This window comes from Streptomyces sp. NPDC001393 (assembly GCF_053597455.1).
Window position 1 is genome coordinate 1 of record NZ_JBSFIH010000029.1, and the last position, 14,793, is coordinate 14,793.

The window sequence follows — 14,793 nt, forward strand, 5'->3', positions numbered from 1 at the left end:
GACACGGTTCTCTTGGTCGAAAACCCATCTACCAGGGGCTTCACCATGTTGTCAGCCCAACTACCAGGCTGCAGCAGCAGGTTGGAAAAGGCTCAATGACACCAGAAGAGAGAGGTCAAGCCATGAGCTTCCGCAAGATCGTCCCGGTGAAGAAGACCCGCAAGCCCGCCCCGGATCCGGCCCCGAAGCCCCGGAAGCACGAGCCGAAGAAGCACGAGCCCAAGCGCCAGGTGGGCCACAAGTAATCCCGTCGTAAAAGCAAGCTGGGTATAAACCAGGAATCAGGGAGGGAAATTCCATGTCTTTCCGCAAGCTCGCCCCCGTCGGCAAGAAGCACTGCAAGCCCGGCCCGGAGCCGAAGAGGCCGGCGCCGAAGAAGCCCGCGCCGCGGCGCCGCCCGGTCGGAGACAAGCGCTGAGGCAAGCGCTGAGGCAAGCGCTGGGACAAGCGCCGAGGCAAGCGCCGAGGCAAGCGCCGAGGCAAGGGTTGAGCAAGGCCGTCGTGAGGCGGGGTCACCGGTTACTGCGTGGTCGCACCGGTGGCCCCGCCTCGGGCATGTGCGCATGCCGTGTGTCCACAGCTGTGGAAAGGAGTCGTCGATGCTCAGGGAAGCCCGGGAGGCCTTCCACCGTTTCTGGCCGCTGACGCGGGGGGACGGCAGGCGGCTCGGGGTGATCGTCGCGTGCGTGGTCGTGGCCGCGCTCGCCGAGACCGCCGCGATCCTGCTGTTCGCCGAGCTGACCGACCACGCCCTGAAGGCCGGTTCGCTGTCCGCCTTCTGGGGCCCGGCCGGCGCCTGGCTCGGTGTGGCCGCGCGCGCCGCGCTCGTCGGCTACCTCGGCAACTCGCTGGCCACCTGGACGGCGGAGAGATTCGTGCTGCGGTTGCGCGCCGCCGTCTTCCGCCATGTCCAGGACCTGCCCCCGCACTTCTTCCAGCGGCACCGCCAGGGCGACCTGGTCGAACGGCTCACCGGAGACGTCGAGTCCATCGAGCAGTTGGTGGTCTCCGGTGTCGTGGGGGCCGTGTCGGCGGCCTTCTCGGCCGTCTTCTACGCCACCGCCGCCTTCTGGCTGCGCTGGGACCTGGCGCTGGCCACCTTCGTCCTCGCGCCCCTGTTCCTGCTCGCCGCGCGCCGCTTCTCCGGCCGTATCGAGCAGGCCGCCCGGGACGGCCGGGCCGCCGACGGCGCGATCACCTCGGTGGTGGAGGACCGCGGCCGCCTGGTGGAGACGGGCACGCACGAGGAACTCCTCGCGCGGGGCGGCACGTACGCCCGTCTGGCATCACCCCTGCCGGACGCGCTGACGGCACCCGCCCCGACGACCGACGACACGCTGATCCTCCGGTGGTGACCCGAGGATCAGCGGTCAGCTCCGCTTGGGCCCGGTGATGCCCTCCCCGATGACGAACCCTTTGGCGGGGCCTTCCGGGATGGTGACCTCCGTGCCGTACGGGACCCGGTGGATGTCCTCCCAGTCGGCCTTGTCGGGGCGCGGTCCGGTGAAGAGGGTGACGGCGCCCTGACCGTCGTAGTCGTCGATGAGCACGTAGACGGGGATACCGGCGCGGGCGTATTCGCGGCGCTTGCGGACGCGGTCGCGGTCCTGGTTGCGTTTGCCGGGGGAGACGACTTCGACGACGAGGTGCACGGAGTCGGCCTTCACACCCACGTCATCCTCATCACCGCACGGTTCGGTGTCCTCGGGGGCGACGAAGGCATCAGGGACCCATGCCTTGCGCTTGTGGATGACATTCACGTCCTGATGGCAGGCGTACTCGGTCCCATCCAGAAACCTGTCGAGCGCCCTTCGCAGGCGGTTGGTGATCTGACCGTGCGAACGGCGGGCGGTGGGCGACACCTCGATGGCTGCCTCGATGATCTCGGCGCGGTAGCCCTCGGGGAGTTCCATGGCCTTCCATGCCTGCCACAGGACTTCGTCCAGGTCGGGTCCGTTCAGAGTTTCGGCCTGAGCCTCGGACATGGTCTTCGGCCTCTCTTGTGCGAGAGCGGTCAAGGTGGCACCTCCTCCTCAAGTGTGGGCTGGGTGTGCGTACGGCACAAGCAACGCGATCACCGTAGGTGTGGCGGTGTATATGACCAGGGCAAATGACAAGCGTCCACCCGTTCGAGTGAACGCGTGCGAGCCTTGTCGGTGCGCTTGAGCCAGTAGCCGATGGGTTTCGCTCAGTCGGCCAGGGGCCCGGTCGGCTCCGGTGTTTCCGGTGGGGGGGTCGGTGCTCCCGGGAGTCGTACCGTTGCCACCGTGCCGCCGCCCTCCGCGGGGGACAGGGTGACCTCGCCGCCCGACTGGTGGACCGTACGGGCCACGATGGACAGGCCGAGGCCGGAGCCCGGCAGGGCCCTCGCGCTGGGGGAGCGCCAGAAACGGTCGAAGACGTGCGGGAGTTCGTGCTCGGGGACGCCGGGGCCGTGATCGTGCACGGTCAGGACGCCGTCGGTGAGCCGCACCTCGACCGTGCCGCCCTCGGGGCTGAACTTCACCGCGTTGTCGAGGACGTTGACGACCGCCCGCTCCAGCGCGGAGGGCTCCGCCCGGACGTACCAGGGCTCCAGGTCCGCGGTGATCGTCAGCTCCGGGCCGCGCAGCCGGGCACGGCGCAGGGCCGCCTCGACCGCGTCCTGGAACGACACCACCTGGACCCGTTCACCGCGCTGTCCCTCCGAGCGCGACAGCTCCTGCAAGTCGCCGATCAGCGCGGCCAGTTCGGTCATCTGCGCCTTCACCGAGGCGAGCAGCGCCTTGCGGTCCTCCGGCGGGAGCGGGCGGCCCGTCTCCTCGCTGCGGGTGAGGAGTTCGATGTTCGTGCGCAACGACGTCAGGGGCGTACGGAGTTCATGGCCGGCGTCGGCGATCAGCTGCTGCTGGAGGTCGCGGGAGCTGGCCAGGGAGGCGGTCATGGAGTTGAAGGACCGGGAGAGCCGGGCCACCTCGTCCTCGCTGTCGTCCTCCACCGGGATCCGGATGGTCAGGTCCTCGGTCCGCGCCACGTGCTCCACGGCCTCGGTCAGCTTGTCCACGGGACGCAGACCCGCCCGGGCGACGGCGAGGCCGGCGGCGCCCGCGCCGAGGACTCCTATCCCCGACACGAGGAGAAGGACGAGCGCGAGGTCGTTCAGGGTCTTCTCGGTGCTCGCGAGCGGGACGGCGGCCATCCAGGCCGCACCCGGATACACCTGGGGCACGCCGTCCTGGACGACCAGCAGAGGCAGGGTGAGCACCCGGACCGGGTTGCCGTCGGTGTCCGTGCCGTTGCGGAGAATGCCCCGGCCGCTCTCGCGTCCCACGACCTCGCGGTCCGCCCGGGTGATCTTCACGACGCCCGGGGACTCCGTGCTGACGCAGGCCGTGCCGTCCGCCTTGACCAGCTGCCAGTAGAGATTGTTGCGGGGCGGCCCACTGGAGGACTGGGTCGGCTTCTGCGGGCAGGTGGCCAGCAGATCGAGTACCTGCCCGGTCCGCACGGGATGCTGCGACGCGTTCTGCAGATCCTTGTCGACCTGGTCGTACAGTTTCCCCTGCACGATGAACCAGCAGGTCACCGAGACCGCCGCCACGGCGAACGCCACCGCCGCCGCGACCAGCACCGCCAGCCGGGCCCTGATCGGCAGGGACCGGTAGCGCCGTACCAGCCTGCTCACTCGGCGCCGCCCTGGCGCAGCACGTATCCCACGCCCCGCACTGTGTGCACGAGGCGCGGCTCGCCGCCGGCCTCGGTCTTGCGGCGCAGGTACATGACGTAGACATCGAGGGAGTTGGAGGAGGGCTCGAAGTCGAATCCCCAGACCGCCTTCAGGATCTGCTCGCGGGTGAGGACCTGGCGCGGGTGCGCCATGAACATCTCAAGGAGGGTGAACTCGGTGCGGGTCAGCTCCACCTGCCGGCCGCCCCGCGTCACCTCCCGGGTCGCGAGGTCCATGCGCAGGTCGGCGAAGGTCAGCGCCTCGTCCTCCTGGGCCTCGGTGGACACCGCGGCCGCGTACGAGCTGCGGCGCAGCAGGGCGCGGATACGGGCGAACAGCTCGTCCAGTTCGAAGGGCTTGACCAGGTAGTCGTCGGCGCCGGCGTCCAGGCCGGTCACCCGGTCGCCGACGGTGTCGCGGGCCGTGAGCATGAGGATCGGGGTGGTGTCGCCCGCCCCGCGGATGCGGCGCGCCGCGGTCAGCCCGTCCATGCGCGGCATCTGGATGTCCAGGACCACCAGGTCGGGCTTGTAGGCGGTCGCCTTCTCCAGCGCGTCCGCGCCGTCGACGGCCACCTCCGTGTCGTACCCGTCGAAGGCGAGGCTGCGCTGGAGCGCCTCGCGTACGGCCGGCTCGTCGTCGACGATCAGGATGCGCTGGGGGTCACGGTCGCCTTCGGCGGGGCTCATGGCTCGCGGTTCCTCGGGATGCGGTGGTCGGTGTGGACGGATGTCTCTCGCCTGTCTCTCAGCCTGCCACGGCCGACGCCCCGAGAGGCACACCTACGGGGCGGGCCCGGGAGGCGACCACTGGGGCGGTGGTTGGGGCCGGTCGTCCTTCGGGTGACCGGGGCGGTTCGGACCAGGTGCCGGGTCGGCTCCACGGTGTTCGCTGTGGCCGGGCTGGTGGCGGTCGGGCCCGACCCGAAGCCGGGCCCGGCTGGGAGCCAGGTCCGGCTTGGGGGGCGGTGGCCGGCCGAGGTCAGGTCTGCTCGGGGGCAGGTCCGCTCGGGTTCAGGCCGGGTCGGGGTCAGGCGCGGACTGCGGTCAGGCGGTTCAGGGGGACCTTGCGGCGGTGGGTGCGGACGGGGGCGGTGCGCAGGCCCATCAGCTCGGGGACCGGCGTGACGACCACCTCGGGCGCGCGGGCCGCCGACTCGGGCCTGCGCGGCGCCGGGATGGGCAGGTGCAGGTCCCGGGTGACCGTGAGGGCCAGGGCGAGGGCGGCGGGACCGTGGTCGGCGATCTGGTGCGAGACCTTGGTGATCATGACGTACTCCCTGCTGACTGAGGGTGAAGCGTTAGCTGTTGTTGCCCGCCCGCAGCTTGGCCAGGTCGGACTTGACGGTGTTGACGGGGATCGCGAAACCGAGGCCGATGCTGCCCGCGTCCGAGGACGACGAGGACTGCTGACTCGACGAGTACATCGCGGAGTTGATGCCGATGACATGACCGCTCGCGTCGATCAGCGCGCCGCCGGAGTTGCCGGGGTTGAGGGAGGCGTCCGTCTGGATCGCCTTGTACGTCGTCGTCGACGAACCCGTGTCGCCGTTGAACTGGCGGCCGCCGAACTGGAACGGCCAGTTGCCGCCGCCGCCCTGGTCCTGGCCCTGGTTCTGGTCCGTCGAGACCGTCACGTCCCGGTTGAGTGCGGAGACGATTCCGCTGGTGACGGTGCCGCTCAGGCCCTCGGGGGAGCCGATCGCGACCACCGTGTCGCCGACCTGGACGCCGGAGGAGTTGCCGAGGGCGGCGGGCTTCAGACCCGACGCGCCGCGCAGCTTGATCAGCGCGAGGTCCTTGGAGCTGTCGGTGCCGACGACATCGGCGGTGTAGCTGTTGCCGTCGCTGGTGCGCACCTTGATCGACTGTGCGCCGGAAATGACGTGGTTGTTGGTGACGATCTCGCCGTTCGACGTGATGATCACGCCGGAGCCGGTGGAGGAGCCGCTGCTGAGCGTCGCGTTTATCTCGACCACGCTCGGGCTGACCGCGGCGGCGATCGCGGCGACGTCACCCCGCTTGCCGGTCGGCACCACGGTGGTGCTGGTGCCGGCCGAGGCGACCGTGTCCTTGCCGGTCAGCTCCTGGAAGCCGTACGCCGTGGCGCCGCCGACCGCCGCCGCGACGATCGCGACGGCCGCGAGCAGAGCCGCCGGACCCCGGGTGCGCTTCCGCTGGTGGGGAGCGGGTTCCGTGGCCATGGCCGGCTCGTACGGCGGCGGAGGCGGCCACTCCGGGTTCACGGGAGCGGCGTAGCTGTGCTGCTGCGGCTGGGTGTAGTCACCCTGGCTCTCGGTCATGTCCACAAGCCTCCCCTGTGACCATGAGAGCTTCCTGAGTGCTCGCTGAGAAGCCCGGCAGAACCTCGTTTGCCCGATATAAAGACCCGCCCGGACCAGGGCCCGCCCGGATCAGGTCCCGCGCGTGCGGCTCAGGACTCGCAGCCGCAGGACGTGCGTACCACCAGCCGGGACGGGAACGTCTTCAGCCGCTCCCGCCGCGACCCCGCCACCCGCAGCCCGTCGTCCAGCACCAGGTCGACCGCCGCCCGGGCCATCGCCGAGCGGTCCGAGGCGACCGTGGTCAGCGGCGGGTCGGCCAGCGCCGCCTCCTTGATGTCGTCGAACCCGGCCACCGCCAGCTTGCCGGGCACGTCGATGCGCAGCTCGCGCGCGGCCCGCAGCAGGCCGATCGCCTGGTCGTCGGTGGAGCAGAAGATCGCCGGCGGCCGCTCGGGACCGGAGAGGACCTCCAGCGCGACCCGGTAGGCGTCGTAGCGGTTGTACGGCGCCTCGAACAGCCGGCCCTCGGTGGACAGGCCCGCCTCGGCCATGGCGCGCTTCCAGCCCTCGACGTGGTCGGAGACCGGGTCGCCGACGGCGGGTGTCTCGGCCGTGCCGCCCATACAGGCGACGTACTCGTAGCCGTGCTCCAGCAGGTGGCGCACGGCGAGCTGGGCGCCGCCGAGGTCGTCGGTGACCACGGCCACGTCGTCGATGGCCTCGGGGCGCTCGTGCAGCAGCACCACCCGGGCGTCCCAGGCGTCGATCTCGGCGGCGGCGAGGTCGTTCAGGGCGTGCGAGACGAGGATCAGGCCCGAGACGCGCATGCCGAGGAAGGCGCGCAGATAGTGGACCTCGCGCTCGCCGATGTAGTCGGTGTTGCCGACCAGGACCATCTTTCCGCGCTCGGAGGCGGCCTGCTCGACCGCGTGCGCCATCTCGCCGAAGAAGGGCTGGCGGGCGTCCGGGATGATCAGGCCTATGAGATCGGTGCGCCGGGACGCCATCGCCTGGGCGACCCGGTCGGGGCGGTACCCCAGTTCCTTGATCGCGGCGAGGACACGCTCGCGCGTGGCCGGGGCGACCGGCCGGGGTCCGTTGTTGATGACATAACTGACGACGGCGGTGCTAGTGCCCGCCAGTCGCGCCACATCATCCCTAGTCACCTTGGCCACGCGCGGAGTCTACGCGGATTGACCCGTTCTGGGCAGGGCGTATCGGTGCTTGGATGTGCGGAAGCAATGCATCTACGCCTCCGCGTGCACCTCGGCACCGTCACGGACGGTGGATGTGTCCGCATCCTCCGCCTTTGCCCGCTCCGCCTTTGTCCGCTCCGCCCTGGCCCGGGCCTCCTCGCCGGCCCGCTCGGCCTTGTCGGCCTTCTCGGGCGTGACGAATCGGTAGCCGACGTTCCGGACGGTGCCGATCAGCGACTCGTGCTCGGGGCCGAGCTTGGCGCGCAGCCGCCGTACGTGGACGTCGACCGTCCGGGTACCGCCGAAGTAGTCGTACCCCCAGACCTCCTGCAGCAGCTGGGCGCGGGTGAAGACCCGGCCCGGGTGCTGGGCGAGGTACTTCAGCAGCTCGAACTCCTTGAAGGTGAGGTCGAGGACCCGGCCCTTGAGCTTGGCGCTGTAGGTCGCCTCGTCCACGGAGAGGTCGCCGTTGCGGATCTCCATGGGGGAGTCGTCGCCCGCGATCTGCTGCCGGCCCATGGCGAGGCGCAGCCGCGCCTCGACCTCCGCGGGGCCGGCGGTGTCGAGGAGTACGTCGTCGATGCCCCAGTCGGCGGTGACGGCGGCGAGACCGCCCTCGGTGACGACGAGGATCAGGGGACAGCCGGGGCCGGTGGAGCGCAGCAGCTGGCACAGGCTGCGCACCTGGGGCAGGTCACGGCGGCCGTCGACGAGGATGACGTCGGCGCCCGGCGTGTCGACGAGGGCGGGGCCCTCCGCTGGAGCCACCCGCACGTTGTGCAGGAGCAGGCCGAGGGCGGGCAGCACCTCCGTTGACGGCTGGAGGGCGTTGGTCAGGAGCAGCAGAGAACTCATACGTCTGGTTCCTCCTCGGTCCCTGCGAGGCTGTGCGGACGGGCACTGCTCTGCGATCCCGAAGGCCCGTACACCGGCGGTCGCCCCCGGCGCCTTCACCTGAGGTTTCCCACTTCGTATACAACGCTTCCGAAAGCACAAAAGGACCCGGGGGCTGCGCTGCCCGAGTCCTCTGCCCAGCAGAATAGCCCACATGAGGAACCGTTCGGCAGGTCAAGTGGCGCATTCCACCGTTCGTCCGAATGCCGAGACGCCCAGACAGGCCCCTACCCGGACGTTTCTGCGCACCGCCGACGGAATTCCGATCGATTCCGTATACGATCCGGGCTCCGTCGTATACGAAACCTCCGGATCCGATCCCGACGCCCACCGTTCGCCCTCCCGTGACCTGGTGTTCGTCGTCGCGCACGGCTTCACCGGGGACGTGGATCGTCCGCACGTACGACGGGTGGCGGGCGTGCTGCGCGGTTACGGCGCGGTCGTCACCTTCTCCTTCCGCGGCCACGGGCGCTCCGGCGGCCGCTCCACGGTCGGCGACCAGGAGGTCCTGGACCTCGCCGCGGCCGTCGCGTGGGCCCGCGGCCTCGGGCACGCGCGCGTGGCGACCGTCGGGTTCTCCATGGGCGGCTCGGTGGTCCTTCGGCACGCCGCCCTGGGCCCCGGCGCGGTCGACGCGGTGGTCTCGGTGAGCGCCCCGGCCCGCTGGTACTACCGGGGCACGGCCCCCATGCGCCGCCTGCACTGGCTGGTCACTCGCCCCGAGGGCCGCCTGGTCGGCCGCTACGGCCTGCGCACCCGCATCCACCACCGCGTGGGGGCACCTCCCACGCCTTTCGGGCAGTGGGGGAGGGACCCGGTGCCGCTGTCCCCGACCGAGGCCGTCCCCGGGATCGCCCCCACGCCGCTGCTGATCGTGCACGGCGACCGCGACGGCTACTTCCCCCTCGACCACCCCCGGATGCTCGCCGAGGCGGCCGGTGACCACGGCGAACTCTGGGTGGAGGCGGGCATGGGCCACGCCGAGCACGCGGCGGACGACGCCCTGCTCGCCCGGATCGGGGAATGGGCCGCCGCCAGGGCGGGCTAGCCTGACAGCACTCTTATTTCTTTCTTGCCGTCGATTGAGGAAACAGATGCCCAAGGTCACGGTGCGCTATTGGGCCGCCGCCAAGGCCGCGGCCGGTGTCGCCGAGGAGCCGTACGACGCGGACACGCTGGCCGACGCGCTGGCCGCCGTGCGCGCGCGACACCCCGGTGAACTCACGCGCGTGCTGCAGCGATGCTCCTTCCTCGTCGACGGTGACCCCGTCGGGACCCGCGCGCATGAGACGGTACGGCTGGCCGAGGGCGGCACGGTCGAGGTGCTCCCGCCGTTCGCAGGAGGGTGAGGCAGTGACCGACCAGCCGTATCAGGGGCCGTACGACGGCTACGACCCGTACCAGCAGCAACAACAGCAACAGCAGCAGCAGTGGCCCGGGTACGAGCGGCAGCAGTACAGGCAGTACGACCCCCAGATGACCCAGCAGTGGCAGGGCCAGACCTGGGAGACCCAGACGCACGGGCACGTGCAGATGCCGGTGCAGACGTACGAGGCGCAGCAGCAGTACCAGCACCAGCAGGCGTACCAGGCGTATCAGCAGCAGTACGCGCAGCCGGAAGTCGCACCGGAGCCCGCGCCGGAGCCGGAATCGGAGGCGGAGTCCGGTCCGGACTACGGCCCCGCCACGCTCGCCGGGAACTCCCGGATCACCGATGCCCAGCGGGCGCGCCTGGAGGGCCGTTCGCCGGTCATCGAGCCCGGTATGCAGCCGGCGCTGCTGACCGCGCTGCTCGGCCTGCTGCTGGCCGCGTCGGCGCCGGTCGCCTCGTACGCGCTCGTCGTGCCGCTCGTGGTGCTCCAGGGCGTGACGGCGGCGGGCTGGTTCCGGCTGAACGGCATGTGGCCGGCCCGGCAGGGCATCGCGCTGGCGTTCCTGGGCGGGCTGACGGCCGACGCGGCGGTCCTGGCCGCCGGCCGCGACCACGCCCCGGCGGCCATCCTCGGCCCGCTCGGCGTCTGGGTCCTGCTGGCCCTGGTCCTGCAGCTGCGCTCGCACGCCTCGCCGGACGAGCGGATGTACGGCCTGATGGCCACGGTCGTCTCGGCGGCGCTGTCGGTGCTGGCCACCGGGTATCTGGGCGCCGACGCGCACGCGGTGTCCGTGGGGGCCGCGGCGGTGGCCGTGGCGGTCCTGGCCCGGGCCCTGCCGCTGCCGGCACCGGCGTCGGTCGTGGTGTCGCTGCTGGCGGCGGCGGGCGCGGGGATCGCCGTGGGCGGGATGACCGGACTGGGCGCGAAGGGCGCCCTGCTCGGCGCGGCCGCGGGGGTGTGCGCGCTGATCGGTCACCGCGTGGCCAGTTACGACTACCCCTCCCGGTTCGTGCACTTCACCGCCGGCGTGGCGTTGCCGCTGTCGGCTGCCGCGCCGGTGGTGTGGGTACTCGGGCGGGCGCTCGGTTAGCGCCGTTCCGGCTCTATCACGTCCCGTGCGTCGTCGGACGCCGGACAAGCCGGAGCCCCGGCCCGATTCCGGCGGGCCGGGGCTCCATTTCATGCAGAGGGCTGCGGGTTACCGGCCACCGTCCTCGCCGCCCCAGCCGCCGCCCCAGCCGCCGCCCCAGCCGCCGTCCTCGAAGCCGCCTTCGCGGCCACCGTCGCGGCCGCCCCAGCCCCAGCCTTCGTGGCCGACCACGCGGAAGCTGCCGACCACGCCGTCCTTGACGTGGATGCCTTCCGTGCGGTGGACGCGCACGCCGTCACTCTGGCTGAAGGGGCCGACGGTGGCGACGGGAGCGCCGTTGTCGCAGACGGCACCGCGGAACACCTCGACGACCTTGTGGCTGTCGTTGCGGATGTTCAGCGTCTTGGCGCCCAGGCCGCTGATCACGGTGATGCAGTCACCCGGGTGGGCGGAGTAGGACCGCTCGTTGATCTGGATCCGACCCTCGAAGTGACGGCGGCCCTCGCGACCCTCGCGACCCTCCTCACCCTTGCCCTCGTTGCCCTTGCCGTTGTTGTTGTTGACGTTGTTGTTGCCGTTGCCGTTGCCGTTGTTCTCACCGGCGCCACCAAGAGGTGCGGCGGCGGCCGGGGCCGCCTGGGGCGCGGGAGCGGCCGGCGCTGCCTCCGGCGAGGAGGCGGCCGAGGCGTAGGTAACGCCAGTCGCCGCCAGAGCCGCGGCCCCCAGGCCGGCGGCGGTGACGATCGTGGAACGAGAGAACTTCATGGTGCAACTCCAGTCTCTGAGACGCCGACTCGTTGGCCGGTCGTGATGAACGTACGGACCGACCGCCATGGCTGTCATGTCGGGAATGCCGGGAGACGGAGATTTTGTGCACCAAACGGGGGAATTGCGGCACATGACGGCCGCTCAGCGTTCCTCGAGGAGATGTCAATTCCCCATAGAAAAGGGGTAATTGACAGAGCGCTAGACCTTTTGGATGATCTTATGACAAGTCGCTACCCCAGCGGCAAGCGTGTCGTTGCTGGCGCAATGAGGCGAGTCGCGCTAGCAACGGGCGGCCGCGCATGCCGAAGGGCCGCACCCCCACTGGCGTCCAACCCAGGGGTGCGGCCCTTCGACCGTCACTGTGCCGCTGCTGCGCGCAGGCCCGTTCAGACCGCGATGGCGACCTCGGCCAGCGCGCCCTTCTCCGCCACGACGACCGTGCGGTCGGCCGTCGCGCCCGGGATCAGCGCCCGGACCGTCCACGTGCCCTCGGCCGCGTAGAACCGGAACTGACCGGTCGCCGAGGTGGGCACCTCGGCCGTGAACTCGCCGGTCGAGTCCAGCAGACGGACGTAGCCCGTCACCGGCTCGCCGTCGCGGGTCACCTGACCCTGGATCGTGGTCTCACCGGGCTTGATCGTCGAGGCGTCGGGGCCGCCGGCCTTCGCTCCGCACATGTCTTTCTCCAGAGGGGTCTGACCGGAAGGAAGGCCGGTCGGGATGTGTGGGTGGGACTTACTTGTTGGCGCCGAGCTCGATCGGCACGCCGACGAGGGAGCCGTACTCGGTCCAGGAGCCGTCGTAGTTCTTGACGTTCTCCACGCCGAGCAGCTCGTGCAGCACGAACCAGGTCAGGGCCGAGCGCTCACCGATGCGGCAGTAGGCGATCGTGTCCTTGGCGAGGTCCACGTTCTCCTCGGCGTAGAGGGCCTTCAGCTCCTCGTCCGACTTGAAGGTGCCGTCGTCGTTGGCGTTCTTCGACCACGGGATGTTGCGCGCGCTCGGGACGTGACCGGGGCGCTGCGACTGCTCCTGCGGCAGGTGCGCCGGGGCGAGCAGCTTGCCGGAGAACTCGTCGGGCGAGCGCACGTCGACCAGGTTGTGCGAGCCGATCGCGGCGACGACGTCGTCACGGAAGGCGCGGATGGAGGTGTCCTGGGCCTTGGCCTTGTAGTCGGTGGCCGGGCGCTCGGGGACCTCGTCGCCGGCGACCAGCTCGCGGGCGTCCAGCTCCCACTTCTTGCGGCCGCCGTCGAGGAGCTTGACGTTCTCGTGGCCGTACAGCTTGAAGTACCAGTAGGCGTACGAGGCGAACCAGTTGTTGTTGCCGCCGTAGAGGATCACCAGGGTGTCGTTGGCGATGCCCTTCTTCGACAGGAGCTTCTCGAAGCCCTCCTGGTCGATGAAGTCGCGGCGGACCGGGTCCTGCAGGTCCTTGGTCCAGTCGATGCGGATCGCGTTCTTGATGTGGTTCTTGTCGTAGGCGGACGTGTCCTCGTCCACCTCGACGATGGCGATGGCCGGGTCGTCCAGGTGCTCCTGCAGCCAGTCGGCGTCGACCAGGACGTCTGTGCGGCTCATGCTCTTTCTCCTCCGGGGCAGTTGCGGCGGGGCGTGCGAGTACAGGGGTGCGCGCTCGTGAGAGCCGGGCGGCGCACGGGTGCCCTTCCAGCAGGGCGGGGGTGAGATGCGGAAGTCGGGGACTTTCGCTCAGAAGGGGCGACAGAGCATGGCGGCAACGCGGCACAGGTCCACTGCCCGCCGCTTCGTGAGATCCGCCTGTCGCTTCATGGGAGCGATCGTAGGGACGTCCGGGTGGGCGTGTCACCGGTGTGTCATATGACGAGACACGATCGTCCGTATGGCGGGATGAGAAGAGCGCCCGGGGAGCCCCTCGGGGCCGCCGGACGCTCGGGAGGGCCGCCGTATCTGCGGTACGGACCTGATCGTCTCGCCAATCGGACGCTCCGCGTCCACCAGCTCTGGTCCTACCCCGCCAGCCTGACGTCCGAACCCTTCACCGTGATCTCCACGCCGTCCTTCGCCGCCTGCACCTTGTCCAGCTTGATGCCGCCGGGCAGCCGGTCGACGGCCTGCTGGAAGTCGGTGATCTCGCGGACGCGGTTCTCCGCCAGGGACAGGGCGGCCAGGCTGGGCAGGGAGTCGGCGTGCACCTCGACCTTGTCGTTCAGCACGCTCACGGAGCTGAGCACGGACAGCGTCTGGTCGACCGGGACGGTGAGGAACCTGCCCGTCACGTGCACCTGGACCTTGATCTTGCCGTTGCCCCCGTCGGAGAGGCCCACGACCTTGGCCTCGATCCCGGGGGCCACCTCGGTGGGCTCGGACTTGGCGGTCTTCAGCAGCTCGGCGTAGGAGATCGTCGCGGTGCCGGTGGCGCTGGCCGCGGTGGCGGAGCTGTAGTCGCCGGAGAAGGAGACGCCCTTCATGTCGGCGTGCAGATCGTCGATCCGGATGGTCTTGCCGGCGGTCCCGGTGGCGGCCTCGTAGTCCTTGATCCCGACCTGGACGTCGTCGAGCGACCCGCTCGCGACCTGGGTGAGGAACGGGAACCCGTCGATGCTCACATCCGGCGTCGAGGCCAGGTTCTGCCTCGACTTCAGCTTGTCGGCGGCCTCCCCCTCGGCGAAGTGCACGGCCACCCGGTCCGCGATCACGAACAGCCCACCCAGGATCACGACGAGGATCAGGAGTATTCGCAGGGCGCGCATGTGGTGTTCCCCCGGGACGAGAGCGGTCTTCGGCTACGTCACGGTAACCCCACGGGCGCCGGGCGGGCGGCGATTGTGGATCAGTTGTGACAGGTACGACCCGGCCTACCCTGGACCTATGTACGCGCGGCGGCGGCACATCTACTTCGCCATGATGGGGACGTGCATCGGCCTCTTCGTCCTGGCGTGGGGAGTCGTGCGCCTCTGGTCGGTGCCGGCGGCCGTCGGCATGTGCATCGTGGCCATGATCATCCCGCCGGTGGCCGCGATGATCGCGAATCGCCGGGGCCCCGAGGACCGCTGGTGGGACGACCCCTCCGGCGATCCCCAGTCCGACGAGTGGTGGGACGAGCTGGACGGCAAGAAGCCGCCGCGTACCTGACGGGTCAGTAGACAAGCGCCTGGGTGTCGTCGGCCAGCGTCTCCTGCACGAAGACCTGCGCGCCCGCGATCCGTACGCCCTCGATGACGTCCTTCTCGGTGATCTCCCGGCGGGCCGCGCACTGGGTGCACAGCGTGATGCGGCCGGCCGCGAGGACCGAGTCGATCAGATCCGGCAGCGGGGCCGCGTGCGGCAGCTCGAACTCGGCGGCCCGGCCCGGCAGCGCGAACCAGGACGACTCCCCGGTCAGCCACAGCGACACCTCGACCCCGCTGGCCACGGCCACCGCGGCCACCGTGAACGCCTGCGAGCAGCGCTCGGGGGCGTCCGCCCCGGCCGTCACCTTGATCACGAGCTTTTTGGTCATG

General features: G+C 70.4%; 18 protein-coding genes and 1 pseudogene. 6 read left to right on the forward strand and 13 right to left on the reverse strand.

Annotated features, from left to right (window positions below):
- Positions 1-122 precede the first annotated feature (122 nt).
- Positions 123-245, forward strand: coding sequence for a hypothetical protein (locus ACWC2T_RS27265; RefSeq protein WP_450672995.1), 123 nt, complete (start codon positions 123-125; stop codon positions 243-245).
- A gap of 318 nt (positions 246-563) precedes the next feature.
- Positions 564-1,214: pseudogene (locus tag ACWC2T_RS27270) on the forward strand (ABC transporter transmembrane domain-containing protein); the annotation flags it as partial.
- 156 nt (positions 1,215-1,370) lie between these two features.
- Here the strand turns inward: ACWC2T_RS27270 and ACWC2T_RS27275 are convergent.
- From ACWC2T_RS27275 to ACWC2T_RS27305, 7 genes are all read right to left on the reverse strand, one after another.
- The gene (locus ACWC2T_RS27275; protein WP_450672996.1) at positions 1,371-2,018 is read right to left on the reverse strand and encodes a Uma2 family endonuclease; all 648 of its coding nucleotides are present in this window, start codon (positions 2,016-2,018) and stop codon (positions 1,371-1,373) included.
- Positions 2,019-2,188: 170 nt separating this feature from the next.
- Positions 2,189-3,664, reverse strand: coding sequence for a sensor histidine kinase (locus ACWC2T_RS27280; RefSeq protein ID WP_450672997.1), 1,476 nt, complete (start codon positions 3,662-3,664; stop codon positions 2,189-2,191).
- Complete coding sequence (locus ACWC2T_RS27285) at positions 3,661-4,395, reverse strand: response regulator transcription factor (protein WP_450672998.1); 735 nt, start codon at positions 4,393-4,395, stop codon at positions 3,661-3,663. Before ACWC2T_RS27285 ends, ACWC2T_RS27280 begins: the two co-directional genes overlap by 4 nt.
- A 340-nt stretch (positions 4,396-4,735) precedes the next feature.
- On the reverse strand, positions 4,736-4,975 hold the full coding sequence (locus ACWC2T_RS27290) for a hypothetical protein (protein ID WP_450672999.1): 240 nt from the start codon (positions 4,973-4,975) through the stop codon (positions 4,736-4,738).
- A 31-nt stretch (positions 4,976-5,006) separates the two neighbouring features.
- The gene (locus ACWC2T_RS27295; protein WP_450673000.1) at positions 5,007-6,008 is read right to left on the reverse strand and encodes a S1C family serine protease; all 1,002 of its coding nucleotides are present in this window, start codon (positions 6,006-6,008) and stop codon (positions 5,007-5,009) included.
- A 131-nt stretch (positions 6,009-6,139) separates the two neighbouring features.
- Entirely contained in the window at positions 6,140-7,165 is a 1,026-nt protein-coding gene (locus ACWC2T_RS27300) for a LacI family DNA-binding transcriptional regulator (protein WP_351213686.1), read from the reverse strand.
- A 72-nt stretch (positions 7,166-7,237) separates the two neighbouring features.
- Positions 7,238-8,041: a response regulator transcription factor gene (locus ACWC2T_RS27305; protein ID WP_450673001.1), complete on the reverse strand. Its 804-nt coding sequence runs from the start codon at positions 8,039-8,041 to the stop codon at positions 7,238-7,240.
- A 193-nt stretch (positions 8,042-8,234) separates the two neighbouring features.
- Between ACWC2T_RS27305 and ACWC2T_RS27310 the strand changes: the two genes are divergently transcribed.
- From ACWC2T_RS27310 to ACWC2T_RS27320, 3 genes are read left to right on the forward strand one after another with little or no spacing between them, the layout of a single operon-like run.
- Entirely contained in the window at positions 8,235-9,128 is an 894-nt protein-coding gene (locus tag ACWC2T_RS27310; RefSeq protein ID WP_450673002.1) for an alpha/beta hydrolase family protein, read from the forward strand.
- Between the two features lie 46 nt (positions 9,129-9,174).
- Positions 9,175-9,429, forward strand: coding sequence for a MoaD/ThiS family protein (locus tag ACWC2T_RS27315; protein WP_153543445.1), 255 nt, complete (start codon positions 9,175-9,177; stop codon positions 9,427-9,429).
- A gap of 4 nt (positions 9,430-9,433) precedes the next feature.
- Positions 9,434-10,543, forward strand: a complete 1,110-nt coding sequence (locus ACWC2T_RS27320; RefSeq protein WP_450673003.1) for a hypothetical protein — start codon at positions 9,434-9,436, stop codon at positions 10,541-10,543.
- A gap of 108 nt (positions 10,544-10,651) precedes the next feature.
- Here the strand turns inward: ACWC2T_RS27320 and ACWC2T_RS27325 are convergent, their stop codons facing one another.
- The 5 genes from ACWC2T_RS27325 to ACWC2T_RS27345 all read right to left on the reverse strand — a co-directional run bounded on the left by ACWC2T_RS27325 (position 10,652) and on the right by ACWC2T_RS27345 (position 14,043).
- Positions 10,652-11,308, reverse strand: coding sequence for a hypothetical protein (locus ACWC2T_RS27325; RefSeq protein ID WP_450673004.1), 657 nt, complete (start codon positions 11,306-11,308; stop codon positions 10,652-10,654).
- Positions 11,309-11,697: 389 nt separating this feature from the next.
- Entirely contained in the window at positions 11,698-11,988 is a 291-nt protein-coding gene (locus ACWC2T_RS27330; RefSeq protein WP_384776111.1) for a DUF1416 domain-containing protein, read from the reverse strand.
- 58 nt (positions 11,989-12,046) lie between these two features.
- Positions 12,047-12,892, reverse strand: coding sequence for a sulfurtransferase (locus tag ACWC2T_RS27335; RefSeq protein WP_450673005.1), 846 nt, complete (start codon positions 12,890-12,892; stop codon positions 12,047-12,049).
- Between the two features lie 129 nt (positions 12,893-13,021).
- Positions 13,022-13,102, reverse strand: coding sequence for an Ms5788A family Cys-rich leader peptide (locus ACWC2T_RS27340; protein WP_350751515.1), 81 nt, complete (start codon positions 13,100-13,102; stop codon positions 13,022-13,024).
- 197 nt (positions 13,103-13,299) lie between these two features.
- On the reverse strand, positions 13,300-14,043 hold the full coding sequence (locus ACWC2T_RS27345) for an LmeA family phospholipid-binding protein (protein ID WP_450673006.1): 744 nt from the start codon (positions 14,041-14,043) through the stop codon (positions 13,300-13,302).
- A gap of 118 nt (positions 14,044-14,161) precedes the next feature.
- On the opposite strand from ACWC2T_RS27345, the gene ACWC2T_RS27350 reads away from it, so the two are divergent.
- Positions 14,162-14,425 (forward strand): DUF3099 domain-containing protein, encoded by a 264-nt coding sequence (locus ACWC2T_RS27350; protein WP_450673007.1) that lies wholly within the window; start codon positions 14,162-14,164, stop codon positions 14,423-14,425.
- 4 nt (positions 14,426-14,429) lie between these two features.
- Here ACWC2T_RS27350 and ACWC2T_RS27355 read toward each other — a convergent pair whose 3' ends face one another.
- Positions 14,430-14,792 carry a DsrE family protein gene (locus ACWC2T_RS27355; RefSeq protein ID WP_450673008.1) on the reverse strand — a complete coding sequence of 121 codons (363 nt, stop codon included), beginning with the start codon at positions 14,790-14,792 and terminating at the stop codon, positions 14,430-14,432.
- Between the last annotated feature and the right edge of the window lies 1 nt (position 14,793).